This is a genomic window from Arthrobacter sp. CAN_A6, from assembly GCF_015751715.1.
Classification (GTDB): Bacteria; Actinomycetota; Actinomycetes; order Actinomycetales; family Micrococcaceae; genus Arthrobacter_D.
Map to the genome: position 1 here is coordinate 208,721 of NZ_JADOUV010000003.1, position 25,026 is coordinate 233,746.

At 66.0% G+C, this 25,026-nt stretch carries 25 protein-coding genes; 12 read left to right on the forward strand and 13 right to left on the reverse strand.

Going from position 1 to position 25,026, the window contains the following annotated elements; genetic code table 11:
• The first annotated feature begins 24 nt into the window (after positions 1 to 24).
• Positions 25 to 1,863 carry a hybrid sensor histidine kinase/response regulator transcription factor gene (locus IWX75_RS07160; protein WP_196821553.1) on the forward strand — a complete coding sequence of 613 codons (1,839 nt, stop codon included), beginning with the start codon at positions 25 to 27 and terminating at the stop codon, positions 1,861 to 1,863.
• A gap of 96 nt (positions 1,864 to 1,959) precedes the next feature.
• Here the strand turns inward: IWX75_RS07160 and IWX75_RS07165 are convergent, their stop codons facing one another.
• Positions 1,960 to 2,751 (reverse strand): alpha/beta fold hydrolase, encoded by a 792-nt coding sequence (locus IWX75_RS07165; RefSeq protein WP_196821554.1) that lies wholly within the window; start codon positions 2,749 to 2,751, stop codon positions 1,960 to 1,962.
• Between the two features lie 122 nt (positions 2,752 to 2,873).
• Here IWX75_RS07165 and IWX75_RS07170 point away from each other — a divergent pair, with 122 nt between their 5' ends.
• Positions 2,874 to 3,383 carry an SRPBCC family protein gene (locus IWX75_RS07170; protein WP_196821555.1) on the forward strand — a complete coding sequence of 170 codons (510 nt, stop codon included), beginning with the start codon at positions 2,874 to 2,876 and terminating at the stop codon, positions 3,381 to 3,383.
• A gap of 19 nt (positions 3,384 to 3,402) precedes the next feature.
• Here IWX75_RS07170 and IWX75_RS07175 read toward each other — a convergent pair whose 3' ends face one another.
• Positions 3,403 to 3,822, reverse strand: coding sequence for a GlcG/HbpS family heme-binding protein (locus IWX75_RS07175; RefSeq protein WP_196821556.1), 420 nt, complete (start codon positions 3,820 to 3,822; stop codon positions 3,403 to 3,405).
• 180 nt (positions 3,823 to 4,002) lie between these two features.
• Here IWX75_RS07175 and IWX75_RS07180 point away from each other — a divergent pair, with 180 nt between their 5' ends.
• From IWX75_RS07180 to dhaK, 4 genes are read left to right on the forward strand one after another with little or no spacing between them, the layout of a single operon-like run.
• Positions 4,003 to 4,866, forward strand: coding sequence for a class II fructose-bisphosphate aldolase (locus tag IWX75_RS07180; protein WP_196821557.1), 864 nt, complete (start codon positions 4,003 to 4,005; stop codon positions 4,864 to 4,866).
• 2 nt (positions 4,867 to 4,868) lie between these two features.
• Complete coding sequence (locus tag IWX75_RS07185) at positions 4,869 to 5,687, forward strand: HAD-IA family hydrolase (protein ID WP_196821558.1); 819 nt, start codon at positions 4,869 to 4,871, stop codon at positions 5,685 to 5,687.
• On the forward strand, positions 5,684 to 6,316 hold the full coding sequence (gene dhaL / locus IWX75_RS07190; RefSeq protein WP_196821559.1) for a dihydroxyacetone kinase subunit DhaL: 633 nt from the start codon (positions 5,684 to 5,686) through the stop codon (positions 6,314 to 6,316). Before IWX75_RS07185 ends, dhaL begins: the two co-directional genes overlap by 4 nt.
• A 45-nt stretch (positions 6,317 to 6,361) precedes the next feature.
• A complete protein-coding gene (gene dhaK / locus IWX75_RS07195; RefSeq protein WP_196821560.1) occupies positions 6,362 to 7,357 on the forward strand; it encodes a dihydroxyacetone kinase subunit DhaK in 996 nt (331 codons plus the stop codon).
• Between the two features lie 456 nt (positions 7,358 to 7,813).
• Here dhaK and IWX75_RS07200 read toward each other — a convergent pair whose 3' ends face one another.
• The 3 genes from IWX75_RS07200 to IWX75_RS07210 form a co-directional block, all read right to left on the reverse strand.
• Entirely contained in the window at positions 7,814 to 8,221 is a 408-nt protein-coding gene (locus IWX75_RS07200; RefSeq protein WP_196821561.1) for an excalibur calcium-binding domain-containing protein, read from the reverse strand.
• Positions 8,222 to 8,334: 113 nt separating this feature from the next.
• Positions 8,335 to 8,592 (reverse strand): helix-turn-helix domain-containing protein, encoded by a 258-nt coding sequence (locus IWX75_RS07205; protein ID WP_196821562.1) that lies wholly within the window; start codon positions 8,590 to 8,592, stop codon positions 8,335 to 8,337.
• Positions 8,592 to 9,083, reverse strand: coding sequence for a DUF2975 domain-containing protein (locus IWX75_RS07210; RefSeq protein ID WP_196821563.1), 492 nt, complete (start codon positions 9,081 to 9,083; stop codon positions 8,592 to 8,594). Before IWX75_RS07210 ends, IWX75_RS07205 begins: the two co-directional genes overlap by 1 nt.
• A 210-nt stretch (positions 9,084 to 9,293) precedes the next feature.
• Between IWX75_RS07210 and IWX75_RS07215 the strand changes: the two genes are divergently transcribed.
• On the forward strand, positions 9,294 to 9,539 hold the full coding sequence (locus IWX75_RS07215) for a type II toxin-antitoxin system Phd/YefM family antitoxin (protein WP_196821564.1): 246 nt from the start codon (positions 9,294 to 9,296) through the stop codon (positions 9,537 to 9,539).
• Positions 9,536 to 9,790 (forward strand): Txe/YoeB family addiction module toxin, encoded by a 255-nt coding sequence (locus IWX75_RS07220; protein ID WP_196821565.1) that lies wholly within the window; start codon positions 9,536 to 9,538, stop codon positions 9,788 to 9,790. The genes IWX75_RS07215 and IWX75_RS07220 overlap by 4 nt, the downstream gene beginning before the upstream one ends.
• A 51-nt stretch (positions 9,791 to 9,841) precedes the next feature.
• Here IWX75_RS07220 and IWX75_RS07225 read toward each other — a convergent pair whose 3' ends face one another.
• Entirely contained in the window at positions 9,842 to 10,276 is a 435-nt protein-coding gene (locus IWX75_RS07225) for a DoxX family protein (protein ID WP_196821566.1), read from the reverse strand.
• A gap of 121 nt (positions 10,277 to 10,397) precedes the next feature.
• Positions 10,398 to 10,973, reverse strand: coding sequence for an NADPH-dependent F420 reductase (locus tag IWX75_RS07230; protein WP_196821567.1), 576 nt, complete (start codon positions 10,971 to 10,973; stop codon positions 10,398 to 10,400).
• Between the two features lie 90 nt (positions 10,974 to 11,063).
• On the opposite strand from IWX75_RS07230, the gene IWX75_RS07235 reads away from it, so the two are divergent.
• From IWX75_RS07235 to IWX75_RS07245, 3 genes are all read left to right on the forward strand, one after another.
• Positions 11,064 to 11,549, forward strand: a complete 486-nt coding sequence (locus IWX75_RS07235) for a MarR family winged helix-turn-helix transcriptional regulator (protein ID WP_196821568.1) — start codon at positions 11,064 to 11,066, stop codon at positions 11,547 to 11,549.
• A 119-nt stretch (positions 11,550 to 11,668) separates the two neighbouring features.
• Positions 11,669 to 12,685: a threonine ammonia-lyase gene (locus tag IWX75_RS07240; RefSeq protein ID WP_196821569.1), complete on the forward strand. Its 1,017-nt coding sequence runs from the start codon at positions 11,669 to 11,671 to the stop codon at positions 12,683 to 12,685.
• Positions 12,686 to 12,835: 150 nt separating this feature from the next.
• Positions 12,836 to 14,263 carry a GmrSD restriction endonuclease domain-containing protein gene (locus IWX75_RS07245; RefSeq protein ID WP_196821570.1) on the forward strand — a complete coding sequence of 476 codons (1,428 nt, stop codon included), beginning with the start codon at positions 12,836 to 12,838 and terminating at the stop codon, positions 14,261 to 14,263.
• Between the two features lie 78 nt (positions 14,264 to 14,341).
• Here IWX75_RS07245 and IWX75_RS07250 read toward each other — a convergent pair whose 3' ends face one another.
• On the reverse strand, positions 14,342 to 15,430 hold the full coding sequence (locus IWX75_RS07250) for a hypothetical protein (protein WP_196821571.1): 1,089 nt from the start codon (positions 15,428 to 15,430) through the stop codon (positions 14,342 to 14,344).
• Positions 15,431 to 15,600: 170 nt separating this feature from the next.
• On the opposite strand from IWX75_RS07250, the gene IWX75_RS07255 reads away from it, so the two are divergent.
• Positions 15,601 to 16,245 carry a 3'-5' exonuclease gene (locus tag IWX75_RS07255; protein ID WP_196821572.1) on the forward strand — a complete coding sequence of 215 codons (645 nt, stop codon included), beginning with the start codon at positions 15,601 to 15,603 and terminating at the stop codon, positions 16,243 to 16,245.
• Between the two features lie 95 nt (positions 16,246 to 16,340).
• Here IWX75_RS07255 and IWX75_RS07260 read toward each other — a convergent pair whose 3' ends face one another.
• From IWX75_RS07260 to IWX75_RS07280, 5 genes are all read right to left on the reverse strand, one after another.
• Positions 16,341 to 17,231: an ABC transporter permease gene (locus IWX75_RS07260; protein WP_442858955.1), complete on the reverse strand. Its 891-nt coding sequence runs from the start codon at positions 17,229 to 17,231 to the stop codon at positions 16,341 to 16,343.
• Positions 17,221 to 18,174 (reverse strand): ABC transporter ATP-binding protein, encoded by a 954-nt coding sequence (locus IWX75_RS07265; RefSeq protein ID WP_196821574.1) that lies wholly within the window; start codon positions 18,172 to 18,174, stop codon positions 17,221 to 17,223. Before IWX75_RS07265 ends, IWX75_RS07260 begins: the two co-directional genes overlap by 11 nt.
• 85 nt (positions 18,175 to 18,259) lie before the next feature.
• A complete protein-coding gene (locus IWX75_RS07270) occupies positions 18,260 to 19,417 on the reverse strand; it encodes a LolA family protein (RefSeq protein WP_196821575.1) in 1,158 nt (385 codons plus the stop codon).
• A gap of 102 nt (positions 19,418 to 19,519) precedes the next feature.
• Positions 19,520 to 21,208, reverse strand: coding sequence for a nuclease-related domain-containing DEAD/DEAH box helicase (locus IWX75_RS07275; protein WP_196821576.1), 1,689 nt, complete (start codon positions 21,206 to 21,208; stop codon positions 19,520 to 19,522).
• 55 nt (positions 21,209 to 21,263) lie between these two features.
• Positions 21,264 to 24,980: a TM0106 family RecB-like putative nuclease gene (locus tag IWX75_RS07280; protein WP_442858956.1), complete on the reverse strand. Its 3,717-nt coding sequence runs from the start codon at positions 24,978 to 24,980 to the stop codon at positions 21,264 to 21,266.
• Positions 24,981 to 25,026 lie beyond the last annotated feature (46 nt).

Sequence of the window (25,026 nt, forward strand, 5' to 3'; positions counted from 1 at the left end):
GGTTGTCGCAGACAGGTGCCTTGCATGCAGCAGCTCTCCACACCGGACCGCCCCCAGCAGCCCCTCATCACCCCAAGATCCGAACTCGACCGCATCACCGAACTGGCCGGCGACCTCGCCGGCCAGTTCGAGCTGGTCCCGCTCCTCGAACGCGTCCTCGGCCACGCCGTCGCCCTCCTCGGCTGCGAGAGCGGCTCCATCTCGATCGTCCACGAAGCCGAGGGCTATTACCGCAAGGAAGTGGATCAGGGCGTCGGTTGCCACGAGGGCCAGACCTTCCCCCTCACCGAAGGCCTCACAGGTCAGATCGTCAAGCAACGCGGCACCGTGATCCTCGATCGCTACGCCTCCGTCCCCACCGGTCACATCCACCCGAGCGACCCACGCTGGGGGAGCGCTGTCATCGGCGTCCCCATCTCCTGGGACGGGGCGATCATCGGCACCTTCGCCATCTTCAGCAACGGACCCGGCCGAGCCTTCACCCCTGCCGAAGCATCGCTCGTGGAGCTCTTCGCCAACCACGCCGCCATCGCCATCATGAACTCCCGCCTCCACAATGCCGCCGCAGCCAAGGAACGCGAGGCAGCCGTCGCCGGAGAGCGCGAACGGGCCGTGCGCGACGTCCACGAAACCATCGGCCGCTCCCTCGGATCCCTGCTTCTTCATCTCGACCGCGCCGACAAGGCCACCCCCGGCGGGTCGCCGTCCACCCAGCACATCGACTCCGCCCGGGTCCTCGCCCACGAAGCCCTCTTCGAAACCCGCCGCACAGTCCTCGGGCTCGGCCCCTCCAGCCTCACTGGCAACACCCTCGAGGAGGCGGTCCGCACCGAACTGGACCGCGTGGAAGCCCTCTACCCCCTCGACGCCACGCTCCTGGTGGTCGGAGAACCCCACGACCTAGCGCCCGAGGTGGCTCATCAGGTGTTCATGATCGTGCAGGAAGCCGTGGGGAATGTCGTCGTGCACGCCCGTGCCACCACCTGCCGGGTGGGCCTGTTCTACAACGCCACCGGAATTGCCGCCGTGATCGAGGACAATGGCCGCGGGTTCGACGCTGCCGCAACGCGCGGCACGGAAGGGTCGCCGTCGTCGTCCGCCTGCCTGGGACTCCACGGCATGGCGGCCCGCGCCCACTACCTGCGCGGCGACCTCTCCGTCGACTCGACGCAGGGCTGGGGAACCAGCGTCCGCGCGGAAGTGCCCTACTCCGCCAACGGGGAAGTGTCCCGCGAGCGGTGGAAGGTGCTCGTCGCCTGCACCCAGCCGCTGGTGCGCGCAGGCCTGGTCCGCCTGCTCGAGACCTCCGAACCATCCGTACAGGTCATGGGGGAGCCGGGCGGCCTCGAAGACCTCGTGGAATCGATCTCGCTGCTGCAGCCGGACATGATCGTGCTCGACTGGCCACTCCTCGAGCAGTACACCGCTTCCCAGCAGACGGGGCTGGCAGAGGAATCCGTCGACCGGCCGGTGGTGGCCGTCGTCGACCAGCCCACCCTCGAGCAACTGCGGCTCGCGGCGGCGTCGGGCGTGCGGGGATTTCTCTCGCTCGCCTCGACGCCGGCCGAAGTGGCTCGCGTAGTTGTCGCTGCGGCCCGCGGTGATGCGCTGCTCGACGGCGCCGTCTTCACCCGTTTCACCGAGGCCACCGGCGACGCCGCCACCAAGGAGAGCTCGACCGTCCGCCTCACGGCCCGCGAACTTGAAGTCCGCGACCTGCTGATCGAAGGGCTGGCCGACAAGCAGATCGCCACCCGGCTCGCCATCTCGGTGAAGACGGTCGAGAAGCACGTGGGCGCGATGCTGCGGAAGACGGGCGCCCGCAACCGCACCATGCTGGTGGGGATGCAGCACCAGGGCTAGTCGAGGGCGAACTCCAAGTAGGCGCCGGCGCCCGTCCTCAGCCTACGTACTGAGGCGCCACCAGCACGCTTGCCAGGTGTGCGGCTCGGAGGATAGTTACGAAGATTTAGCGGCGGTGGCGTCGAGGATGAACCGGGCTGTGTCTTGCGGCTGGTCCCAGTGCGGGAAGTGCCCGCAGTCCTCGAAGACGTGCAGGGTGGCATCCGGATAGAGAGACATGGCGACGGCGGCCTCACTGAGCGGGGTGACCCTGTCCGACCGGCCCCAGCCGAACGCCAGCGTGCCCTTGATCGTCCCCTGTGGCGCGCCTGCCTGGCGCGGTCCGTGCGCGAGCGACTTACGCGCTTCGTCAAGACTGGGCGAGGTGGCGAATCCGCGGAGCTCCGTCAGGACGAGGTCCGGGTCGAGCTTCCAGGGGGCCGCGGAGAACTGGGCGAGCAACGCCGTCCGGCCCGCAGCCTGCTGGACGAGTGACGGCAGGACGGGCTGGAGGCGCCGTACCAGCGCAATGGACGCGGTGATGCTGCCATTGAAGATGCGCACCTGGGTATCGTTCCAGAATCCTCCGGGATCGAGGGCGACGACGTTGCCGGAGTGACCCCGCCGCGCCAGCTCGACCACGATCCGCGCACCCATCGAGCTTCCGACGATATCCGCGTCGCGCAAGTTCTCCTGCTCGAGGAACTGCTCGACGGCGTCCGTGAGGGTCGCGATGGTCACCTCGCCCGCGAGCGGCTCGCTGCTGCCGAACCCGGGGAGGTCGATGGCGATGACTTCGCGCTGTTCCTGCAGCGAAGGGAGGACGGGGTCCCACGTGCGGACGCTCGAGCCGAGGCCATGCACGAGGACGAGTGGCTTTCCGGTGCCGGTTCGTTCGGTGTTAAACATGTGGGGCCCTCCGTAGCCAGCGCGAGAACCCAGTCTATGCGGGCACAGATCGCTGCAGCCGATTCCCGCGGTAGTGAGGGACCGGGCAGGAGAAGCTCTGATAGCTCTGTGAGAATGGGCTCATGAGTCAGACAGAGATCCTTCATCATCGGGAGTCCATCACCATCCAGGCGTCAGCCGAGACCGTCTACGACCTGGTCTCCGACATCACCCGCACCGGCGAGTGGAGTCCGGTGTGTACGCAGTGCTGGTGGGAGGACAACGTCAATGCAGGCCAGATCGGTGCCTGGTTCACAGGGCACAATGAGCTTCCGCACCGCACCTGGGAGACCCGGTCGCAGGTCGTGGCCGCAGAGCGCGGCAGTGAGTTCGCCTGGGTGGTCGGCGGCGACAGGGTTCGCTGGGGCTACACACTGACGCCTGTCGGCACCGGGACCACTCTGACCGAATCCTGGGATTTCCTGCCGGGCGGCATCGCCATGTTCGAGGAGAAGTTCGGGGATGATGCGCCCGCGCAGATCATCGATCGGGCCCGACAGGCGCTCGACGGCATCCCGAAGACGCTCGCCGCCATCAAGCGGATCGCCGAGTCCGGCACGTCACATGAGGATGGCCCGGTTCTAGCGCGCTGACCCTGCAGCAGGACGCGCCTCAGTAGGCAGCGGCACCCGCCGAGGCAACCTCCTGGTCCTGCTCGATGGTGCCGGTGGAGACGCCGATGGCGCCCATGATGCTGCCGTCGCGCACCAGCGGGATGCCGCCGGGGAACACCGCCAGCCGGCCGCCGTGGGCGTCGCTCAGCCCGTAGATGGGCCCGTCCTGCCGGGTGGCGCCCTGCAGGTCGCCCGTCTCGCACTGGAACGCGATGGACGTGTAGGCCTTGTTGATCGCGATGGTGATGCTGCCGATGTTCGCGCCGTCCATGCGGACATGCGCCTTGAGGTTCCCTCCGGCATCGACCACGGCGATGTCCATCGGCTGGCCGATCTCGGTGGCCTTCGCGGCGGCAGCGTCGATGACGCGGCGCGCTTCCTCGGCGGTGATGGTTTCAAGTACTGATCCAGTAGCCATGGTGTCCTTCGTCGTTGAAGTGGGGGAGTGGGGCGGTAAACAGCCGCGCCCAACTCAACCACCGATGCCCGCCGCTGGCGAGGTGGTGATTACCCCCAGAGACAGGGGAGGGGTAACCCCCATACCGGCCCGCGCGCCGCCCGTCTACCGTGGGGAGGAGCCTAGCCAGGAGGATTTGTTGTGGGTGTTGTACCCCTGAAGGACATTGTTGATCCGGCATTCCAAGCGCGTTACGGCGTGCCCGCGATCAACATCTTCAATGACCTGACGATGGAGGCCGTGCTCGCAGGAGCCGTCGAGGCGAACTCGCCGGTGATCCTGCAGACGTCGGTGAAGACCGTGCGCAGCATCGGCTCCCGCGTGCTGTTCGATCTGTGGCAGTCGATGACGCGCGGCATCGAGGTGCCCGTCACGCTGCACCTGGACCACTGCCCCGACCGCGACGTGGTCACCGAATGCCTCAAGGCCGGCTGGAACTCGGTGCTGTTCGACGCCTCCAACCTGCCCGTCGAGGAGAACCAGCGCCAGACCATCGACGTCGTGGCCGAGGCCCGCAGCTACGGCGCCCAGGTGGAGGGAGAGATCGAAGCGATCACCGGTGTCGAGGACGACCACGGGTCGGACGAGGTGTCCAAGCAGCAGAGCCTCGAGACGGCGCTCGCGTTCATCGACGCCACCGGTATCGACGTCTTCGCCCCCTCCATCGGCAACGCCCACGGCAGCTACAAGGCGGCACCCGTGCTCGACGTCGAACGCGTCACGCAGATCGTCGAGGCCCGCAACGTGCCGATCGCCCTGCACGGAGGCAGCGGCCTGAGCAGCGAGCAGTTCGCCGACCTCATCGCCCGCGGCTGCGCGAAGGTCAACATCTCCACCGCGCTCAAGGAGACGTACATGCAGTCCAGCCTGGCGTTCCTGAAGCAGGCCGAGCAGAACAACAAGTGGGATCCGCCGTCGCTGTTCAAGCACACGCGGAGTGACATTTTCGCGATGGTCACCGACCTCTGCACGCAGTTCGGCAGTGCAGGCAAAGGCGGCCGCTGAGCATGCCCGCACTCATCTTCGACTGCGACGGTGTGCTCGCCGACACCGAACAGTACGGTCACCTGCCCGCGTTCAACCAGACCTTCGCCGACTTCGACGTCCCCGTGCAGTGGAGCGTGGAGGACTATGCCGTGAAGGTGAGAATCGGCGGCGGCAAGGAGCGCATGCGCAGCATCCTCACCCCGGCGCTCGCCCTGCAGCTGGGACTGAAGGACGACGACGCCATCGACGCCGCGATCCTCTCCTGGCACAAGCGCAAGACCGAGGTCTACAAGGGGCTGGTGGAAAGCGGCGTCATGCCCGCGCGGCCGGGAATCGCCCGGATCGTGGGGGAGGCGTCCGACGCTGGCTGGACCCTCGCCGTCGCCTCGACCTCCGCGGAACCTGCCGTCCGCGCGGTTCTCACGCACGCCGTCGGGGAGTCACTCGCCGCGCAGTTCTCCGTGTTCGCCGGTGATGTGGTTCCCGCGAAGAAGCCTGCGCCTGACATCTACCTGCTGGCACTGTCCGACCTCGGAGTGTCGCCCGAGGACGCGATCGTCGTGGAGGACAGCGGCAACGGGCTGCGCGCCGCCGTCGCCGCCGGACTTCGAACCGTGGTGACCGTCAGCGGCTTCACCCGCGAGGAGGACTTCACCGGGGCGTCCCTCGTGGTCAGCTCCCTCGGCGACCCGGACGGCGAGCAGGCCGAGGTCCTCGAGAACCCGCACGGCACTGACGTTCCCGGCGTCGTCACCCTCACCACGCTGCAGGACCTGCTGGCCTACCCCGGACCCGGCGATGCGGGTTCCGCCCCAACCACCGATACGGAGATCCCATGACCGCCAACGACGTCGCCGACGTCGAGTTCGTCGTGCACTCGCTCGCTTCCACGGCCGTCGAAAAGGAGAAGGAGTTCGGGGACCTCGACGCCGTGGTCGGCGACGGCGACCTCGGCTACTCCCTGGCCCGCGGCTTCGAGAAGGTGCTGGCGGACTGGGATTCGCTGAAGCGCGACGACGTCGCTACCTTTCTCCAGCAGATAGCCCTCGTGATCTCGAGCAGGATCGGCGGGACGTCGGGTCCACTGTGGGGAACGGCGTTCCTTCGGGCCTCGGCCGCCGCGAAGACCGTGGATGCCATCGATGGTGCCGCCGTCGTCGCCATGTTGCGCGGTGCCACCGACGGCATCAAGGCGCGCGGCAACGCGGACCTCGGTGACAAGACCCTGCTCGATGCCCTCATTCCTGCCACCGATGAGCTCGAACGGCAGCTCGCCTCCGGCGCGTCGTCGGAGGAGTGCCGTGCAGCCTTCGCCGCCAAGACCCGCGAGTGCGCCGACGGCACCTCGGTGCTCGAGGCGAAGCGCGGCCGCGCGAGCTACAGCGGGGAACGCAGTATCGGCTCGCCCGACGCCGGTGCGATGGCGGTGGCCATCATCATCGAACGCATCGTGGCCGACTGGCCCTGAGTTTCATTTCCCAACCGAATCCCAACACAACGACGTGGAGATCTCATGAAGAAGTTCGTCAATGATCCGCAGCAGTTCGTCCCGGAGATGCTCGAGGGCCTGGCGCTCGCGAACCCGGACACCCTGAAGTACGTGCCCGAGTACAACCTGATCATGCGTGCCGACGGTCCCGACCAGAACAAGGTGTCCATCGTGCAGGGTTCAGGGTCCGGGCACGAGCCGGCGCACGTGATGATCGTGGGCAAGGGCATGCTCGATGCCGCCTGCCCGGGCGACGTCTTCGCCGCGCCTCCGTTCGACTACGTGTACGAGACGACGAAGCTCATGGCGTCACCGAAGGGTGTGCTGCTGCTGGTGAACAACTACACCGGCGACAAGATGGTGTTCGAGATGGCCCAGGAGATGTCCTCGGCCGACGGCATCGAGGTCAAGACGCTGTTCATCAACGACGACGTCTCGGTAGAGGACTCCACCTACACGATTGGCCGACGCGGGGTGGCGGGCAACTTCTTCGTCATCAAGGCTGTGGCCGCTGCGGCGGAGCGTGGTGCGGACCTCGACGAGGTGATCCGCATCGGCGAGAAGGTGAACTCGGTGACGCGCACCATGGGCGTGGCGCTCACCGCCTGCACGCCGCCGGCGAAGGGAAGTCCGCTGTTCGAGCTGGGACCGGACGAGATCGAGATGGGCGTCGGTATCCATGGTGAACCGGGCCGGCGCAGGGCGAAGATGATGCCGGCGAACGAGATCGTGGAGGAGCTCCTCGGCCCCGTGGTAAAGGACCTGCCGTTCAGCGACGGTGACCGCGTGGCCCTGATGATCAACGGCCTCGGTGGTACCCCGATCAGCGAGCTGTACCTGCTGTACGGGCAGGCGCACAAGCGCCTGGCGGAGCAGGGCATCAGCGTGGGTCGCAGCTACGTGGGGGAGTACTGCACGTCGCTGGACATGGCGGGGGCATCGATCACCCTGGTGAAGCTCGACGAGGAGATTGAGTCGCTGCTGATGGACCCCGCGGAGATTCCGATTCGGACGTTCTAGAAGTTCGATGCACGACGGCGGGCCCGGCACCTTTCGGTGGCGGGCCCGTGGTCGTTTGCGCTGGTGCCCGTGAGGGAGGATACGTCCATCGAGCAGGCGATACCGAAATCTTGGAGGAAGACCTGTTGGACGGAATCGACGAGGTGGTCGGATGGATCTCCCGGGAAGGATTGGCTGCCTCGGTCAGGTCGCAGATGAAGCGATCTTCCAGCGGTGATTCCAGTATTGACGCAGCCATCATGCGTATCGGGAATCAGCTAGTGAACGCGATGGACTGGCATTCTTAGCCTGACCTCACCGTGGTAGCCAGCCCGCTTTCAATTGGGGCAGACAATTCGTCGATCACCTAACCCAAAACGGCCGCCGCAGGGGCAGCAATGCTCCCGAGGCGGCCGTTCGGTGATCTGACGAGGAGCCGTCGAGGCTACCCATCATTTCGGTGTGGCTTTGTAATACCTATGCGGAACGACGACGGACAACAAGTGCACCGCCGGCTACTGCCGCGAGCACGAGGCCGCCACCGAGTGCGAGGGCCGCGGTGTTGTCGGCTGGCTTCTGGGCTACACCGGTTGCGGCGCCACCGACGGGCATCTGGGCGACCTGGGGCGCCTGGGTGACGACGGGGGCAGGCGTAGTGGTGGCTACATCCTGGTACAGGCCGAAGTCGCCGTTCTCGCAAGCGATGCCGTCCTTATCGCGATCGGAGTTGGGATTGTAGGCAGGCGAACCGATCGGGATGTTGTAGGCGCCAACGAGTGCGGCCTGGTCGCAGTTCTGGAACGGTGCTGCCATCGCAGGTGACGCGGACAGGAGGGTGAAACCTACTACTGCGGCGAGCGTGAGGGTGGCGGAGGTCTTCTTCATTTGGTCCCCTAGAAAATAACGTGTGGTGCCCATGTGACTTATAAGACAGGAGCGACTGATGTTCTAAGGTTTAGCACAGATTCATAATTTTGTTGTTTTCCAATGAATTGTGACTATTTCTCCCGGTGAGCCTCGTTTGGTTCGAAACCTCCGCCGTCGTCGGGCTTATCCGCTTCCCACCGCAACAGATCGCCCGGCTGGCACTCGAGTACCTCGCACAGCGCCTCCAGTGTCGTGAAGCGCACCGCCTTCGCGCGGCCGTTCTTGAGCACTGCCAGGTTGGCGGGCGTGATTCCGATCTGCTCGGCCAGCGTGCCGACGGGCATTTTGCGACGCGCAAGCATCACGTCGATGTCGACGATGATGGGCATCAGATGACCTCGTCGAGTTCGGTCCGCAGGTGCTGTGCCTCGGCATCGCGCGCGACCGCCTGGGCCAGCAGTGTCCGCATCACCAGGACGACCAGTGCCACCCCGGCGATCATCAGCGACGCCCCGCAAATCAGCAGGACGATGCCGGGAGCGACGTCGCCCGGTGCGAGCAGCACGGCAATCCCGAAGATGAGCACGGAGGCGACTGCTATGGCACTGAAGATGATGTCCACGTACCGGAAGGCGTGGTGCGAGAACACCGTTCCACGCCGCACCATCGTCAGCAGCTTCCATACGCACACTCCAGTGACCTGTGCGGCCACGATGCCCAGCACCATGGTGGCGAGGAACGTGATGCGTGGGCCGTCGGGCGCGCCGGCCTGCTCCAGATCGACAGACAGCAGCGGCACCATCCCTACCTGTACAAACAGCGATCCGGCGAGCACCAGCGCGAGCACTACGCGCAAGGTTAGGATAGTCAGCTTTCCCACGGAGACTCCTTCTACTGAATACCAATAAAAATCTATCGTATATCAATAGGTGCAGCGCTATGACCGAGGTAGTCGCCGAGCCCGTGGCCACTTAGCGCTTGAGCCCAATGCGGGAGGTGGTTCGGTCTGAGTGCATCCCGGCCTCAGGGCGGCAATACGTCACCTTTGGCTCTGCGGTACCATTTGTAGTACCACTAAGGAGGATTGGTTATGGCTATCACGGCATCCGAGGCACGAGCGCGGCTGTTCCCGCTCATTGAGCAGGTCAACAACGACCACTCGCCCGTGGAGATCATCTCGAAGAAAGGCAGCGCGGTGCTCATGTCCCTGGCCGACTTCGAAGCCCTCGAGGAGACGGCTTACCTGCTGCGAACGCCTGCCAACGCCACACACTTGTTGGAGAGTATTGCGCAGCACCGGGCCGGGACGGCAATTGAGCGACCACTGGCCGAATGAACACAACGTTCACGCCGCATGGTTGGGATGACTACCAGTACTGGATCAAGAACGACAAAGCCATGGTGAAGCGGATCAATCTGCTCATCAACGAGTGCCTCCGGACGCCTTTCGAAGGAATTGGTAAGCCGGAGGCACTCAAGCACCAGTTGGCCGGTTATTGGTCACGTCGCATCACCGAGGAACACCGACTCGTTTACGCGGTCGAAGACGAACAAATCGTAATTATCGCGGCCAGACACCACTACTGAAAAGGGAGGGAACCCGTGCGGGTTCCCTCCCTTTTCACAATCTGTTGAAGCCTACGCGAGCACGCTCATTTTGGAGTTCCTGCGGCCGAACAGTGCGTGATCGGCAGAGGCGCGCCCGGGGCCGACCAGGGCGAGGGTCAGTGCCGCGGTGCCGAGCAGCAGTACCAGTTCGTACCCGCCGTTCGCCACGAACACTCCTGCGGAGAGGTGTACCAGTACCAGGGCGCCGAGCATGTCGAGGGTCAGCAGCACGGCGACCGGGCGGGTCAGGAAGCCGAGGATCAGTGCGATGCCGCCCACCAGCTCAAGCGTGGCGATGACCGGAGCAGCGACGTCGGCCAGGGGAATGCCCATTTCGCCGAAGGCGGCAGTGGTGCCGGCGATGGTCCACTCGTTGTACTTCTGCCAGCCGTGTGCAGCGAAGAGGAAGCCGACGACGACGCGGAGGATGGTGCGGGCGGTGGTGATCAGTGCGGGGTTGTTCATGAAGGATTCCGTTTCTAGGGTCTCGGAGGTGCTGTCGTGCAGAAGGCGGCAAGCGCCAGGAGGGGCGGGAAACATGGCGCCGGCGCCTGCGGATGTTGGCACCGGTGTGGCGGTCAATTGATCAGCGAACGAGCGCGAATCCGCTGGTCCATTGGATCTTCTCGCCTGCGGCGAGGGCCAACTGCAGGAAGCCGAGCGACTCGAGCTCACGGGCACGGGCCAGGGACCCGGCATCGACGGCGTCCACGCCGCCTGCCTTCACGGCTGCGGCAAGAGTGTCCTTGGCGGCGGCGTCGTCCCCGGCGATCAGCACGGTGGTCTGGTTGGGTCCGACGCTCTGCGACGCGAGGGTCGCGGCGAAGGTGGTGTTGAAGGCCTTGAGCACCTTCGAGGAGGGGAGTGCGGCGGCAAGCTCGGCGGCTGCGGAGCTATCAGCGGGAACCACCAGGGAATCAAAGGTGTCGAAGTTCAGCGGGTTGGTGATGTCGACGACAATCTTGCCGGCCAGCTGGTCACCGTACTGGGCGGTGATGGCCTTGAGTGCCGGGTAGGGGACCGCGAGGACGACGACGTCGCTATTGACGGTGGCGCCGGTGCTCGAATTGTCGATGTGCTCGACGGACGCGCCGCCCGCTGTGACAACGCCGGCGATCGCGCTGCCCATGTTGCCCTTGCCAAAGATGGTGAACGAAGTCATGAGAAGCTCCTCTGGATGAATAACTTGTAGGTACAACCAATATCCTAGCACCGGTTAGTTGTAGGTGCAAGCATTGCGTAGAATGACGGTATGACGAAGACACGATGGCTGACGGAGGACGAGCAGACGGCGTGGGTACGGATAGCGGCCGTGCTTGAACTGTTGCCCGGCGCCCTCGATGCGCAGCTGACCCGGGACGAGGACCTGACCCACTTCGAATACTTTGTGCTGGCCTCACTGTCCGAGGCGCCGCGGCGCACGCTCCGGATTACCGGGCTCGCGTCGATGACGAACGCGACCCTGCCCCGGCTGTCCCGCGTGCTGACAGGCCTCGAAAAGATGGGGCTTGTTGAGCGCAGTGAGTGCAGCGAGGACCGCCGGGCTAAGAACGTCACGCTCACCGAAGCGGGGTGGACCAAGGTTGTGAGGGCGGCGCCGGGTCATGTGGAGAACGTGCGTGGCCTTGTCCTCGACCAGCTCACGTCGGAGCAGGTGGAGCAGCTATCCACGATCGCCGCGCAACTGCTCAAGCGCCTCGACCCTGAGGGCCGGATGTTCGTTTCTACAAGAGGGTGACGTTCGACGGCGTTCCAACTGTATCCGACCCCGTGGGGGAGGACGGGGCTTCATGCAGCACGGATGTGATATCACATCGCGGGCGCTCTCCACGAGAATGCGTCCCCTAGGATCGCAGTATGGAGACTCGACAAGGCGTTTCAGAATCGAATCCGCAGCTGGTCACCCTGGAGGACATCACCGCCGCTGCAGGGCGCATTCAGGACCTGGTTCTGCGCACGCCGCTTATTGCGCTGCCACACCCGCAGCGACCCGACGAGGTGCTGCACTGCAAGGCTGAATCGCTGCAGCCCACCGGCGCCTTCAAGCTCCGTGGTGCCTACAACGCCATCGCCCAGGTGCTCGACCAGGCCCGCGAAAACGGCGTCGTCGCGCAGTCCTCGGGCAACCACGCCCGTGCCGTCGCCTGGCTGGCACACCGGCTGGACCTGCACGCCGTCATCGTGATGCCTGACGTGACTCCGCCGGTGAAAATTGCCGCCGTGCGCGCCCTCGGTGCGGAGGTGGAACTCGTGCCCGCAGCGCAGCGGGACATCCGGGCCGCGGAGTTGGCCGCCGACCGCGGCTACGTCCATGTACCCCCGTACGACGACCTTCGGATCATCGCCGGACAGGGAACGGTTGGCCTGGAGCTGTTGGAGCAGCTGCCCGACGTCGACGTCGTCCTGGTTCCCGTCTCTGGAGGCGGACTGATCTCCGGAATCTCGACGGCGGTGAAGGCTTTGAGCCCGACGACGCGGGTCATCGGCGTCGAGCCTGAACTCGCGGCCGACGCAGCTCAAAGCCTCCGCGAAGGACGCCGGGTTTCCTGGGAACCTGAGCTGACGTACCGCACGGTTGCTGATGGGCTGCGTACTCCTGCTCTGGGCGTGCACCCGTGGGAGCATGTCCAGCGGTATGTCGATGACATCGTCACAGTGTCGGAGAAGCAGATCTATGCGGCGATGCGGCATCTGGCCTTGTCCGGGCGACTGGTGGCCGAACCGTCCGGGGCGGTTGCGGCAGCAGCCTGGATGCATGATCTTGTTCCAGTCGACGGCACTGTTGCCGCCGTCGTCACGGGGGGATCGGTGGAGCCATCGCTCCTGGCCTCAGTTCTGCAGCAGGGAGAACCGAGCGAAATTTTATCGAGGTAGCGGCGCGGCCGGTGGTGTGGGCACCAGGTGGTTGTCCACCTACGACGTAGGTGGTTGTCCACCTACGACGTCGGGCCTTGATAGGTGCGGTACGCCGTGCCATCTGCTGCGTTATATGCTTCGGTCACAATCACTAGTGCTGGGGCCTTGATGAATTCTTCGCAGTATCCGCCTGTCCGAAACTCCGAGTCACCGACGGGGCGGCCGAAGGCGAAGCTTTCCACGCCCATCGTGGGCGGCCTCGGACTGTTCCTCATCGTCATCGGTCTGATCACCGGCGGGATCAGCGGCGCCATCATCATGACCGCGCTTTTAGCGCTCCTGACGGGTCTCTACACCGTCCTCACGAATCGGCCGTCGTGGGCACGGCTCGCCGGCCGGAAGATGGGTCTGGTCACCGTCGGCGCCAGCGTGGTGGCTTTGATCGTCGGCGGCTTGATCGCTCCGCCCACTGACGACACAGTGCCGGCTGCTCTGGCCGAACAGGAGTCGGCCACAGCAGAGGCAACTCCTTCACCGTCCCGCACTGCTTCGCCGTCGCCCTCTGCCTCGCCGACTCGGACTGCGCCACCATCACCTTCCGCATCGCCATCGCCGTCGGCCACACCGGACGTGGCGCCCGTCGAGGTCGACGATGTCGCTGAGGTCACCGGCGATGCGGTTGCGCCCCAAAGCCAGCCCGCCTACGACACCACGGCGCTCGCCCTGCTCGAAACGCTTCCCATCAAGGGCCGTGCACCGAAGACGGGGTACGACCGCGACCAGTTCGGTCAGTCATGGGCCGACGTCGACCGCAACGGCTGCGACACCCGGAACGACATGCTGAATCGGGATCTCACCGAGATCGTCCATGCGAACTCCGTTCCCTGCAGGGTCCAAACAGGCGTGCTGGACGACCCGTACACGGGAACGACGATTCCCTTCCTTCGGGGCCAGGAAACCAGCATCGAGGTCCAGATCGACCACGTCGTCGCCCTCTCGGACGCCTGGCAGAAGGGTGCACAGCAGCTCACGTTCGACCAGCGGCTAGCCTTCGCGAACGATCCACTCAACCTGCAGTCCACCGACGGCCCCACGAACGGGCAAAAGGGCGACGGCGACGCCGCCACCTGGCTGCCGCCGAACACGTCCTTCCGCTGCGAATACGTCGCCCGGCAGATCTCCGTGAAAGCCACCTACACCCTGTGGGTGACACAGGCCGAGCACGATGCAATGGTGCGTGTCCTTTCCAATTGCGACGGCTATCTGGCCCCGACCAACCAGAGTGCGCCCGTGGCAGTGCCGACAGAAGAGCCAGCTCCAGTTGCACCTGCTCCGGCTCCCGCACCGGCTCCCGCGCCCGCTCCCGCGCCCGCACCGGCACCTGCGCCAGCACCGGCTCCAGCTCCGGCGCCTGCTCCGGTCGCTCCCGCGCCGGCGCCCGCACCTGTCGCTCCTGCGCCGGCTCCACCGGCCCCTGCTGCCTACTACGCAAACTGCACAGCGGCCCGAGCTGCTGGTGCCGCACCCGTCATCATCGGCCAGCCGGGATACGGAACGCACCTGGATCGCGACGGCGATGGCAGGGGCTGCGAGTAAGTAACTCGTGAGGACGACGGCGGACCGCCCCTAGGTGGCCGCCGTCGTCGGGCTGTTCTCATGGCCGGAGAGAAGAAGTCAGCGGCTCACGAGCTCGAAGGGTGAGGACGCCGCCCCGGTCCAGCGGAACAGGTCGAGCACTGCGGTCTGCCGCATTCCGCCGTCCTTCAGGACGCGACCCTGCGTGGCGATGTAGAAGTACCCGTTGCCGAGGGACTCGAGTCCGACGTCGGCGGTGAAGTTCCAGCCGCGGATGTCGGTGGCCTCGTGCCTGCGGCCCTGTTGAAGAAGCGGCAGGAGCAGGCCTTCCTCCGTGGTCTGCTGGCCTTCGATGACGCCGCGTCGGGGTGTGGCTGATCCGTCGATGGCGAAGAGCGAATAGTTGGGGAAGTGCTGCTTCTTGCCCTTGTAGACGCCGAGGAGCCAGTGCCCGGTGTGCGGGTCGTACTTCAGGTTCTGCACGCCGTAGGTGGTGTTGCCCGTGTAGACGAAGTACTTGCCGTCCTCACCGGCCGTCCCGCTCGTATGCGGGTTGGACTGGACGAGGGGCTGCTCGTACTTCCACCAGTGCGTCGCGTCGTACTGCAGGATCACCTGGTGGTCGTTGTCCCTGCGTTCGGTGTCGGAGTAGATGCCGTAAGCGACGGAGAGCATTTGACTGCCGTTCCTCCGGCCGAAGGCGGGGCCAAAGGACACGCCGTCGATCCCGCTGCTGCCGTACCGGTGGCGCGGGGTATCGGCAGTGAAGTCCCGGGCCACCTCCTCGAGGTAGACGGTGGTGACGATGCCGTCCGTCTCGGCATCCAGGTCCATCTTGTTGATCCGGTCACCGTCGAAGATGGCGATGTAGAAGGAATCGGCTGCCTTGTATTCGAGCGATGCGTAGACGCGGCCGTCCTTCTCGTTGAAGGCGAGATCGCCCAGGTGCCCGGTGATTCCCGTGACGGTGCCAAGAACGGTGCCGTCGAAGTCGGTCTTCACGAGCATCGACGTGAAGGAGTAGTAGACAACTTCACTCTTCAGATCGACAGCGATGCCCTGGATGTGTCCGGAAGCCCAGGCTCCGCCATCGATGGTCTGCGGGAAGTCGACCACGGAGGGCTTGGTAGTACCCCGAAGCAGATAGGGGGACAGCAGGACGGCGATGGCTTGGATCAGCGGTTTCACAAACGCTCCTCGTACGACAGCGGTGGCCGATTCCCACGGTGCCGGGGCAGGGCCACGAAACGGTGGCCGTTATCTGACCTGAAGTTGAACATTCCCGGAAAGGCGTCCTTTGGGAGGTAAGCTCCGGAAGGTTGCTCGGACAGGCGACACCAGTCACCTCAGGGGGAACAGTGCAGGGTCTCAACTTCACCGCGATCGATTTCGAGACCGCCAACAGCAAACGCGGGTCCGCCTGTGCTGTCGGTCTGGCGAAGGTGCAGGGCGGGAAAGTCGTCGAGACGACGTCCTGGCTCATCCGGCCGCCCGTCGCCGTAAGCCACTTCGATCCGAGGAACATCGCGGTTCACGGCATCCGGGCGAGCGACGTGACGGGTGCCGCCAACTGGGAAGCAAGCCTGCGCCGCATCCTCGACTTCGTGGGAACCGACGCCCTCGTTGCCCACAACGCTTCCTTCGACCGCTCCGTTTTCCGCAGCGCGTGCTCCGAATCCGGACTTCAGATGCCGGATCTGACCTTCCACTGCTCCCTGAATCTCGCGCGTCGTCTGCTCAACCTCGAAGGAAACAAGCTGCCCTCCGTGGCCAAGGCACTCGGACTGGGCGCATTCAAGCACCACGACGCCGGCAATGACGCGGAGGTCTGCGCACAGGCGGTTCTCGCGATGGCGCGCGCCCAGGCGCTCCACTCCCTCGATCTCCTGTGGCCGGCCGTCCGGTCCTCGACGGCAGCGGGATCGCATCGCTACCGCCGCGCATCGCATCGTGACAGCGGTACCTCAGTCGCCGTCGTCCGGACGGCAGCGCCTAACTGGTGAGGATCGCGAGGCAGGGGCCGTAAGTCAGCTTGAGGCAGCGGTGAGCGGAATCCTGCAGTGGACCAGCAGCCACCGCGAAAAGTAGACCCGGTGCCTCAGCTCAGAATGTCCTTCGTGCTGAACCGCCCGTAGGCCAGCGACCCGAACACCGCGATATAGCCGAACTGCAGCAGCGCGTTGTCGCCAAAGGAACCCCATGCGATCGGTTGCCGCAGGAAGTCGCCGAACCCGAGCCAGTAGTGCGTGAAGAGCCAGGGGTGCAGCCATTCCAGCTGCGGCAGGGCGCCGAGGATCTGCGAGACTGCCGCAAGCGCCGCCGTGGCGGCCATTGCGCCCACCGGAACAGTGGTGAGCGTCGAAATGAAGAGCCCGATCGCGCTGAGTCCCATCAGCGACATCGTCACGTAGGCGGCAAGCAGCAGCAGCCGGCCGAAGTAGCCGCCGATTCCGATGGTGTCCCCGGAGAGCAGCGTCACCGGTCCGATCGGGAACAGTGCCGCACCGATCAGTGCTCCCACGGTGACGATGACGAGCGCGGCCACCAGACAGAACAGGGCCGCCCCCGCGTACTTCACGAGCAGCAGCCGGATGCGTCCGGCGGGCGCCACCAGCAGGTAGCGGAGGGTGCCGAGATTTGCCTCACCGGCAATGGTGTCTCCGGCAACGACGCCGACGGTCAGCGGCAGGAACAGCGGAATGGACACCGTCAGCGCGGTGAGCGAGACGAACAAACCGTTCTGCGTGATGCTGTCGAGGAAGGCAGGCCCGCGGCCGGGGCTCGGCCCGTCGGAGGACAAGCGGATGACCACGGCGATGAGTACAGGGATCGCGGCAAGAGCCACCAGCATCGCCCAGGTACGACGACGTCGGAACAGCACCCCGATCTCGGAGGCGAGCAGCGCCCACCCGGCGAAAGGACGGGCCGCACCTGCGCCGTCGTCCGCTCGTTGGGCGGCAGGGGCAGAAGGCAAGGATTCAGCCGGCAACGTCGAACCCCTCTCCGGTCAAGGCCACGAAGCGTTCCTCAAGGGAGGCGCCGCTGATCGAGAAGCCGCGGACACGGACATCGGCGTGAACGAGCGCCGCGTTGACCGTTTCCGGCTGGAGGCCGGGGCGGGTGAGGTCGGCGGTGACGACGTCGTCCCGTCCGCCGTCCTCGGGTGTGAGTCCCAGTTCGGTGAGGACGCGCCGGGCGGTGCCAGGATCGGGGGTGAGGACGCGCACACGGGCGGTGCCCTGGGCGCGCAACTCATCGAGCGTGCCCTGGGCTACGAGGCGTCCGGCGCTCATGACCGCGATCTCGGTGCACATCTGTTCCACCTCGGCGAGGAGGTGGCTGGAGACGAACACCGTGGTGCCGCCGTCGGCGAGCGAGCGGATGAGGCTGCGCACCTCGCGGGTGCCCTGCGGGTCAAGGCCGTTGCTCGGTTCGTCGAGGATGAGCAGGTCGCGCGGGGTGAGGAGTGCGTTGGCGATGCCGAGGCGCTGCTTCATGCCGAGCGAGTAGGCATGGGCGGGTTTGCGGGCCGCGTGGCCGAGTCCCACGCGGTCGAGGGCGGCGTCCACGCGCCGGTTGCGGGTGGCGGGGGAGGTATGGCGGTCGGCGGAGTCGAACCGCTGCAGGTTCGCGCGTCCGGACAGGAACGGGTAGATGGCGGGTCCTTCGACGAGCGCGCCGACGCGGGGGAGGACATCGCGGGAGGACGCCGGCATCGCCCCGCCGAGCAACTGGATCTCGCCGCTCGATGCCGTGGCGAGCCCGAGCAGCATGCGGATGGTCGTCGTCTTGCCTGATCCGTTGGGCCCCAGAAAGCCGAAGACCGAGCCGCGCGGGACCCTCAGGCCGACGTCGTCGACCGCGCGCTGGCGGCCGAACGTCTTGGTGAGCCCGCGGGTTTCGATCGCGAGTTCACCGGCAGCAGGGCTCACCTGGCGGACTGCTGACGACGGCGGCGGGTTGGCTGCCGGCTCGGCGGCGTTCGGGTGATTCGTGTCTGCGTCGCTATCGGTCCAGTCACTGCTGCGCGGCTGCGATCAGCTGGTCGGCGCTGACGGCACCTGCGAGGACGCGTCCGTCGTCGGTGATCAGCACGGACACCAGGGCTGTCTCCAGGACGCGGCCGCCGTCGACCTGCGTCAGCGCCTGTTCGAGGAGGGCCTGGGCTTCGGCTGAGTCGCCACCGCGTGGGCTGTCCACCGAACCGGCGTCGTCGCCCGCATCCATGCCGCCGCCCAACAGGCCCGAGGCGGATCCTGCGGGCAGAACGACGATCGTGCTCCAGCCCTTCCCGAGAACAGTCGGCTTGCGATCCGCCTCGAGAGCTTCCGGAGCTTCCTGGTGCTTCCGTGCTGCGGATGCATCGTGGTGTTCCTCGCTGGGGACCTCGGTCACTGCGGTTCCGGGCGGGGGAGTGAACTCGAACAGGCTCTCCGCCGGGGCGGTGAAGTCGATGTCGGAGAACTCGACCGAGAAAGCCGGTTCCTCCTGGCCTTCCGCAGCGATGGCGAAGCCGAGGGGCAGACCGGTCTCGGCATCCACGGTCAGCGAGACGGCCCCGACGAGGGTGTCCACGGCTCTGGGAGTCAGGATCAGCTCGTACGCGTCCCGGCCGGCGACGCGGGCGTTGTCTCCCACGGTGACCTCCGTGGAGGCATCGATGATGGCGAGGAACTTCTCGGCGAGGGCTGCGGGGGTGTGTGCTGAGCCGGGCATCGAGTGCTCAGGCGATCCCTCATGCTCGGGAAGGACGGCGTGCGTCGCTTCCTTGGCCCGCGAGTCGTAGAGCCAGACCTCGTCGTCGTTCACGATGACATCGCGCTGCGCCAGCTGATCCATCACCTGGAGGCGGGCCTTGTCCGTGCCGTCGATGTGGACCTGGGCGGTGTGTGAACCGGTGAGCAGTTCCAGTGCGGCCGAGGCGCCGTCCGTGCCGCCACCGCTGTGCGGGGACGTCATTCCCTGGAGCTCGGGCAGACCGAGTTCGGAGGACTGCTCGAGCGTGCCGGAATATGCGCTGTCAGAGCTTTCCGCGACCAGTTCCAGCAGCTCCTGGGCGGTCTTCTCCGGTAGCTGCGGGCTGGCGTCCGCAGTGGTGGGGCCGGCAACGGTCGCGGTGAGAATGACCACCGGAACAATGCCGGCGGGGAGCCATCGCAGCCACTTCTTGTTCATGGTTCTTGCCTTCCGGAGGAATCCTGCCGAGCGCTTATATCAACGGTACTCCTGCTAGCTGGGAGGATTCTTGGGGTTCTGCCCAGCGCGCGACGGTGCCGGTCAGGGTAGGGACGGAACCGCCGGGTCCCATTGCTGGGCGTCGGCGAAGGCCCGCGCGAACTCCGGGCCGCCCGCATCGCCGAGGAGCGCCGAGTCCCCGACGACGACGAGCAGACAGCGTGCGCGTGACAGGCCGACGTACAGTTGCTCGGCAGCACGGTCCTGCTCCTTGAAGCCGTCGACGCAGAGAATGACTACCGACCGTTCGAGGCCCTTGAAGCCCAGCACGTGACCGTAGAACTCGGATTCATTGGCGTGGAAGTCGCGCCAGTACTCCTGGGTGGCATCCCGATCGAAATAGTCCTGATGCACCGGATGCCGGTGCCGCGTGGTCAGCAACGCGATCTGGTTGCTCTCCCACCCCTCCACGATCAGGGCATCCATGCAGTCACCGGCGACATCGAGTGCGTCCTCGGTGGCGCAGTCGACGCGGCGAACCGGCAGCCCTGTTCCACCGCGCGGCGTGAAGTGTTCACCGGCGAAGACCTTGAAGGTGTCGGCAATTCGCCGGGTGTTGCGGAGATTGTCGTCGATATGGATGGGCACCAGGTCAGCAGTAGGACCGTGAACGACGTCGGCAGTTGCTCCACCCCACCGGCGATACACGTCCTGCCGGTCGTCCATGAAGGCATACACCTGTCCGGCGGACGGATCCTTCAGGCAGGCGAGCAGCGCCTCCCACCACAGCGGAGCGAAGTCCTGTGCTTCATCCACGATCACGGCGTCGAACTTCCGCCCTTGCTCCAGATCGCCGGCCTTCTGCTGGAGCAGCCGCGGCATCTCCTCGTCGAAGTAGGTCTGTCCGCTACCGTCGGGAACCCCGAGGGAACGGACGTACTCGTGGAATTCACCGGTGAAGACGGGCTTGGCCTGTCGCCAGGTGGCTACCTGATTCTGCAAATGCTGGCCGAGGCCCTTGTTGTAACAGAAAAGCCCGACGCGCAGGCCCTGTCTGGTCAGTTGTCGCGCCTTCTCCACCGCCAGCCAGGTCTTTCCGCTGCCCGCTCCGCCGGTGAACCGGATGCGGGGGAGTGCGCGGGTGGATGTCAGCAGTACTTTCTGGCGTTCCGTCAGGTGATTCTGCGCATCCTCGAGCTCGCGCGCGTTCAGGTCGGGAGTCGTCGCGGGGTCGAGGTGACCTTCAAGGCGGGCGGTGATGCGGTGCAGATACGCCGGCGCCAGTGATGAAGCACCGCCGCCTTCGGTTTCGATGGCGGAACGAATCTTTTCGGCGGGCGACTGCAGGTCACCCGAATCGAGGATGAGGGAACGTGGACAGCCGGAGAGCGTCCAGTCGGCCGGCACCGTTGTGTACGGCAGGCAGACCAGGTAGGCGAAGCGACTGGTCAGGGCTGTGCCGATCTGGTCGCCGATCCAGGACTTGAACGCGTGCAGCGAACCCTGCGACTGGGCAACCGGGCTCTGGATGTTGTGCCGGCCGCTCCGGTCGGACTGGTACCACTGCCCACGCTCGATGCCCACCTGCCCACCCTTCACCTCGATGGCGGCGAGACCGACGCCGGGCCAGAGAACCAGCAGGTCGATTTCATGTTCAGCGCTGCCGTTCCGGACCTGCACCGAATGGGCGAGTACGACGTCGTCGGGCAGGCAGGCGCGGAGCTTTTCCCAGACGGCGCGTTCCGCCGCGTGGCCGTCTCCGAAGTCCGGTTCCTCCGGAATGCAGTACATTCGTTTCCCCTTCGATGCTGGCGCCGCGTTCCTGCGGAGGTGGTTTGCGGACGATTCAGGCCTGGGCGGTACCCAACCCGATGAACGCGCCCAGCTCCTCCAGGCTCGAGGGGCGGGTCGGCATGTAGTTGGTCAGTTCCCGCGATCGGATGACGACGGCGCGCCACTGACCACGCGAGATGGCGACGTTGATGCGGTTGCGGTTCAGGAGGAACTCCATGCCGCGCGGCGCTTCCGACACCGCCGAGCAGGCCATGGAGACGAGCACCACCGGCGCCTCCTGTCCCTGGAACTTGTCCACCGTCCCCACCCGGACGTCCGGAAGGTCCGCCTCCTCCAGTGCGGTGCGAATCTTCTGCACCTGGGCGTTGTAGGCCGCGACCACCAACAAATCGGCTTGGACGAGGGGACGAGCGGGCTTGCCTCCGCCGGGGTGCCACTTGCGTCCGAGGTGCTTGCGCGCCTGCTCGACGACCTCCGCAGATTCCTCGACGGACGCGACTGCGTTCCCGGTGTGATCGACGAGGACGACGTCGACCCCCGCCGGTACTCCGGCCAGTTGCCGGTCAGCGGCGGCTGGCGCAGATTCGAGTTTGCCGTCGTAGCTCAGGCGGGATACGACATCGCAGAGTTCCGGATGCATGCGCCAGGAGTCGGCCAGGAAGTAACCCAGTTCCGGAGGGAGGGTGGCGTGCCCGGCGGAGAGCCAGCCCAGCGCGGATTCGTCCACCGGTTCGGGGTGCGAGCCCTGGGTCACCTGCGGCAACTGCTGGGGGTCGCCCAGCAGCAGGAGGCGTTTCGCGGCCCGGGAGACGGCGAGCGTGTTGGCGAGCGAGTACTGGCCGGCTTCGTCGATCACCAGGAGGTCCAGCGATTCCGGCGGGACGTGCTTGCCGGTCAGCACCCACGCGGTGCCGCCGATGAGGCATCCGTCGTCGCCCGCGAGCAGGTTGCCGATGGCGGTGTCCGAGGTATGCGTCCACGGAACATCGTGGGGCGTCGCCAGTTTCTTGGCCACGCACTGCGGATCAACACCTGATGCGATGGCGGTTCGGAGGAGATTCTCGACGACGGCATGTGACTGCCCCACCACCCCGACCTTCCACCCCCTGGCGACGAGCCGGGCGATGACGTGCGAGCCAACATAGGTCTTCCCCGTTCCGGGTGGTCCCTGGATGGCGAGGTAGGAGGTGTCGAGGTCGAGGACGGCCTCGGTGATGGCCGAGATGTAGTCGGGCTGGCCGGCGTCGTCGTGCACGACGGCGGGGAGCGCATCGAGGGTTGCCAGCCTCGGGCTGGACTTGCGGAGGATGTCGAGGCCGGGATGGGAGGGCAGGGACGGCACGCTCGCGCCGACGGTGCTCGCGAGTTCAGCAAGGGCCGCTTCGATGCTCACGGTGCGGAGCGGCTTGTCCGGCGTCAGGGCGAAGGGCAACTGGGCGTAGGGCGGGATTCTTCCCGTGGACTTCTCCGTGATCGTGATCAGGGTCCTGCCGGGCAGCTCCGGGTCGGCTTCGACGAACTCGACCACGGTCTCGAAGCAGCCACCGCGTGAAAGGGGGTCACCGGCCAGGTCTTCCACTCCTTCGGGCACAGGAGCGCTGAACATGCGGAACCATCTGGAGCCCGGGCGGAAGTCGGAGCCTTCACCCATGGTGCCGCGCAGTTGGACCACCCGGGACTCCAACTTTCCCGTGGGCGTGGCCTTCGCCCAGTCCTTCACCACGGTTCCGGATTCGACGAGAAAGACGTCCCGTTTCTCGGCCCAGCTGTCTCCGTCCGAACCGAGCCGGTCGAAGTGTTCCCACCAGAACTGCTTCCGCTCACGGCGGTGATAGCCGGTGGCGGCGGCCACCATCGCGATGGCCTGTTCCTCCGGAGTCAGCTCGCGATCCGCGGGGAGTTGGGCGAGGAAATCCCGGAGACGGACTTCTTCTGGGGTGGGTTCATCCAGTGCCTTCGTCTCGGGGCCGTCATCCCGACCCTTCCCGGGCAGTTGGCGCTCGGTTTCCGACGCCGTCGTTCCCTTGGCGCTGCCCAGCTGCAGGAGCCAGTCGCGCAGGCGCAGCGTGGAGAGGCAGTCGTACTCGTTGTAGTCCGTGATGGAGCCGAGGATGGCAGCGGCCTCTGCGGAGTCGCCGTCGTCCCGTGCCGCACAGTACCTGGCGTAGGCGACGACGGAGGCGCCCGCGTCGGTCACGTCCCCGGAACGGAGGTTGTCCCCCATGTAGAGGGGCTCCAGTTCCTTGAGGGAATAGGACGCTGCGGAAACGCGGAGGGAGTGCCGCACCGTGGCGTAGAGGTCCACGAGGAGTCCGGTGCGGAGCCAATCGTCGACGACGTCCTCACCGGCCGCGTGGCGGAGCGAGAGGTTTCGGAGCGCTGTCTTCTCGTAGGGCGCGTAGTGATAGATGTGCATGTCGGGGTGGGCGGCCCGGCGCTTCTCGACGTACTCCAGGAACTCGAGGAAGGCCTGCCGCTCGGCAGCGCGGGAGTGGGCCCAGAACGGCCGGAAGGCGGGCGCCGACCCCTGCTCCGGTGCTTCGATCACTCCGAAGAGGTATTCGAGCCCCCAGGTTCGGGTGGCCGGGTCCTGCCAGAGCGGGTCCCCCTCGAAGTCGAAGAAGATGTCTCCGGGGCTTGAACCGGGAATGTCCGCAAGGGTGTTCTTCGCGAGCACCTTGTAGCTGAGGGTGTGATCGACGCCTTTCTTGCGGTAGGTGCGGGAGCCGTCCGTTTCCCCGCGGTCCGTCTGCATCCGGGCCTGGTCCCTCAACCGCACCAGGGGGCCTTTGGCTCTGCCGTCGGGCAGTTGGGCGAGTGCATCGATGGTGGGAATGCATGCCTTGAGCAGCTTCTTCCGCTGTGAACCGGTCATTCCGGCGACCATGAGCAGGTCGCGATGGATTACCACCTGCTCTGCGCAGTAGTCACAGCGGCCGCAGGAGGTGATGCCCGCCTGTTGCCACTGGACCGGTGCATCGCCGGCGCGGTGTTCGGCGGTCAAGGCACGGAACCGGTTTCGTCGCTCACGGTAGACCGGAAGGAGATCGGTCAGGGAATGGACACTGCGCTCGAGGTTGCCCAGGACGAGGATGACGCGGGGAGCGGGATCGAAGCCGAGCTGGACGAGCTGGTCGCCGTAGGCGGCCAGCTGAAGCAGGGCTCCCACCTTGGCGTGCCGGGCCAGTTTGGTGTCCCAGACGGCGTACCGCCCGGCGGCTTCCTCGCCGGGCGACTGCTTGACGAGGAAATCCGCGTAGCCGAGGAACTCGCCGTCGAAGAACGTCGCCTGGAAGACGACGTCGGCCCCTGCGGCGAGGGCACGGGCCGTCTCCTGGTGGTTGGTGGCCAGACCTGCGCGGTCGAGGGTTCCGCGGTCCACCTGGTAGACGCCGGTCGCCCGGTCCGCATCCCAGGGCCCGTACTGCGCGATCAGATCCGCAAGGACCTTGTTCTCATGGATGTCGCCGAGCGCGCCGGCACGCAGCTGCATCTCATCGTCGTCGAACGTAGCCTTGGGGGAGCGGCCCAACTTCTCGTCGAGGATCCGCAGGGTGCGGTATTCGCACTCGCTGGCGGCGACCAGGTCAGTGGCGGAGAAGATCAAGTCTTTCGGCGTTCCGGGCGTGAGCGGGTCGAGCAGGAACATCGTGCCCCCAGGAGCAACGGTGGCCGCGGGGCGGTTCCCGGGCGCTGATTCGAATGTAGCAAGGCGGACGGACAGATCCGGCGGGGCTCGCTCGGATGCCGGCATCGGAAGCGGTGGCACGGAAATGATTTTCTGCCGGCGGAGGACACCCTGAGCCCTCCGAGAA

Coding starts and splice junctions, on each gene's coding strand:
- IWX75_RS07235 (WP_196821568.1), top strand. CDS start 11,064: ATGACGAAGACACGATGGCTGACGGAGGACGAGCAGACGGCGTGGGTA.
- IWX75_RS07200 (WP_196821561.1), bottom strand. CDS start 8,221: ATGAAGAAGACCTCCGCCACCCTCACGCTCGCCGCAGTAGTAGGTTTC.
- IWX75_RS07205 (WP_196821562.1), bottom strand. CDS start 8,592: ATGCCCATCATCGTCGACATCGACGTGATGCTTGCGCGTCGCAAAATG.
- IWX75_RS07230 (WP_196821567.1), bottom strand. CDS start 10,973: ATGACTTCGTTCACCATCTTTGGCAAGGGCAACATGGGCAGCGCGATC.
- IWX75_RS07275 (WP_196821576.1), bottom strand. CDS start 21,208: ATGTACTGCATTCCGGAGGAACCGGACTTCGGAGACGGCCACGCGGCG.
- IWX75_RS07160 (WP_196821553.1), top strand. CDS start 25: ATGCAGCAGCTCTCCACACCGGACCGCCCCCAGCAGCCCCTCATCACC.
- IWX75_RS07270 (WP_196821575.1), bottom strand. CDS start 19,417: ATGAACAAGAAGTGGCTGCGATGGCTCCCCGCCGGCATTGTTCCGGTG.
- IWX75_RS07245 (WP_196821570.1), top strand. CDS start 12,836: ATGAATTCTTCGCAGTATCCGCCTGTCCGAAACTCCGAGTCACCGACG.
- IWX75_RS07170 (WP_196821555.1), top strand. CDS start 2,874: ATGAGTCAGACAGAGATCCTTCATCATCGGGAGTCCATCACCATCCAG.
- IWX75_RS07165 (WP_196821554.1), bottom strand. CDS start 2,751: ATGTTTAACACCGAACGAACCGGCACCGGAAAGCCACTCGTCCTCGTG.
- IWX75_RS07220 (WP_196821565.1), top strand. CDS start 9,536: ATGAACACAACGTTCACGCCGCATGGTTGGGATGACTACCAGTACTGG.
- IWX75_RS07215 (WP_196821564.1), top strand. CDS start 9,294: ATGGCTATCACGGCATCCGAGGCACGAGCGCGGCTGTTCCCGCTCATT.
- IWX75_RS07225 (WP_196821566.1), bottom strand. CDS start 10,276: ATGAACAACCCCGCACTGATCACCACCGCCCGCACCATCCTCCGCGTC.
- dhaK (WP_196821560.1), top strand. CDS start 6,362: ATGAAGAAGTTCGTCAATGATCCGCAGCAGTTCGTCCCGGAGATGCTC.
- IWX75_RS07240 (WP_196821569.1), top strand. CDS start 11,669: ATGGAGACTCGACAAGGCGTTTCAGAATCGAATCCGCAGCTGGTCACC.
- IWX75_RS07175 (WP_196821556.1), bottom strand. CDS start 3,822: ATGGCTACTGGATCAGTACTTGAAACCATCACCGCCGAGGAAGCGCGC.
- IWX75_RS07185 (WP_196821558.1), top strand. CDS start 4,869: ATGCCCGCACTCATCTTCGACTGCGACGGTGTGCTCGCCGACACCGAA.
- dhaL (WP_196821559.1), top strand. CDS start 5,684: ATGACCGCCAACGACGTCGCCGACGTCGAGTTCGTCGTGCACTCGCTC.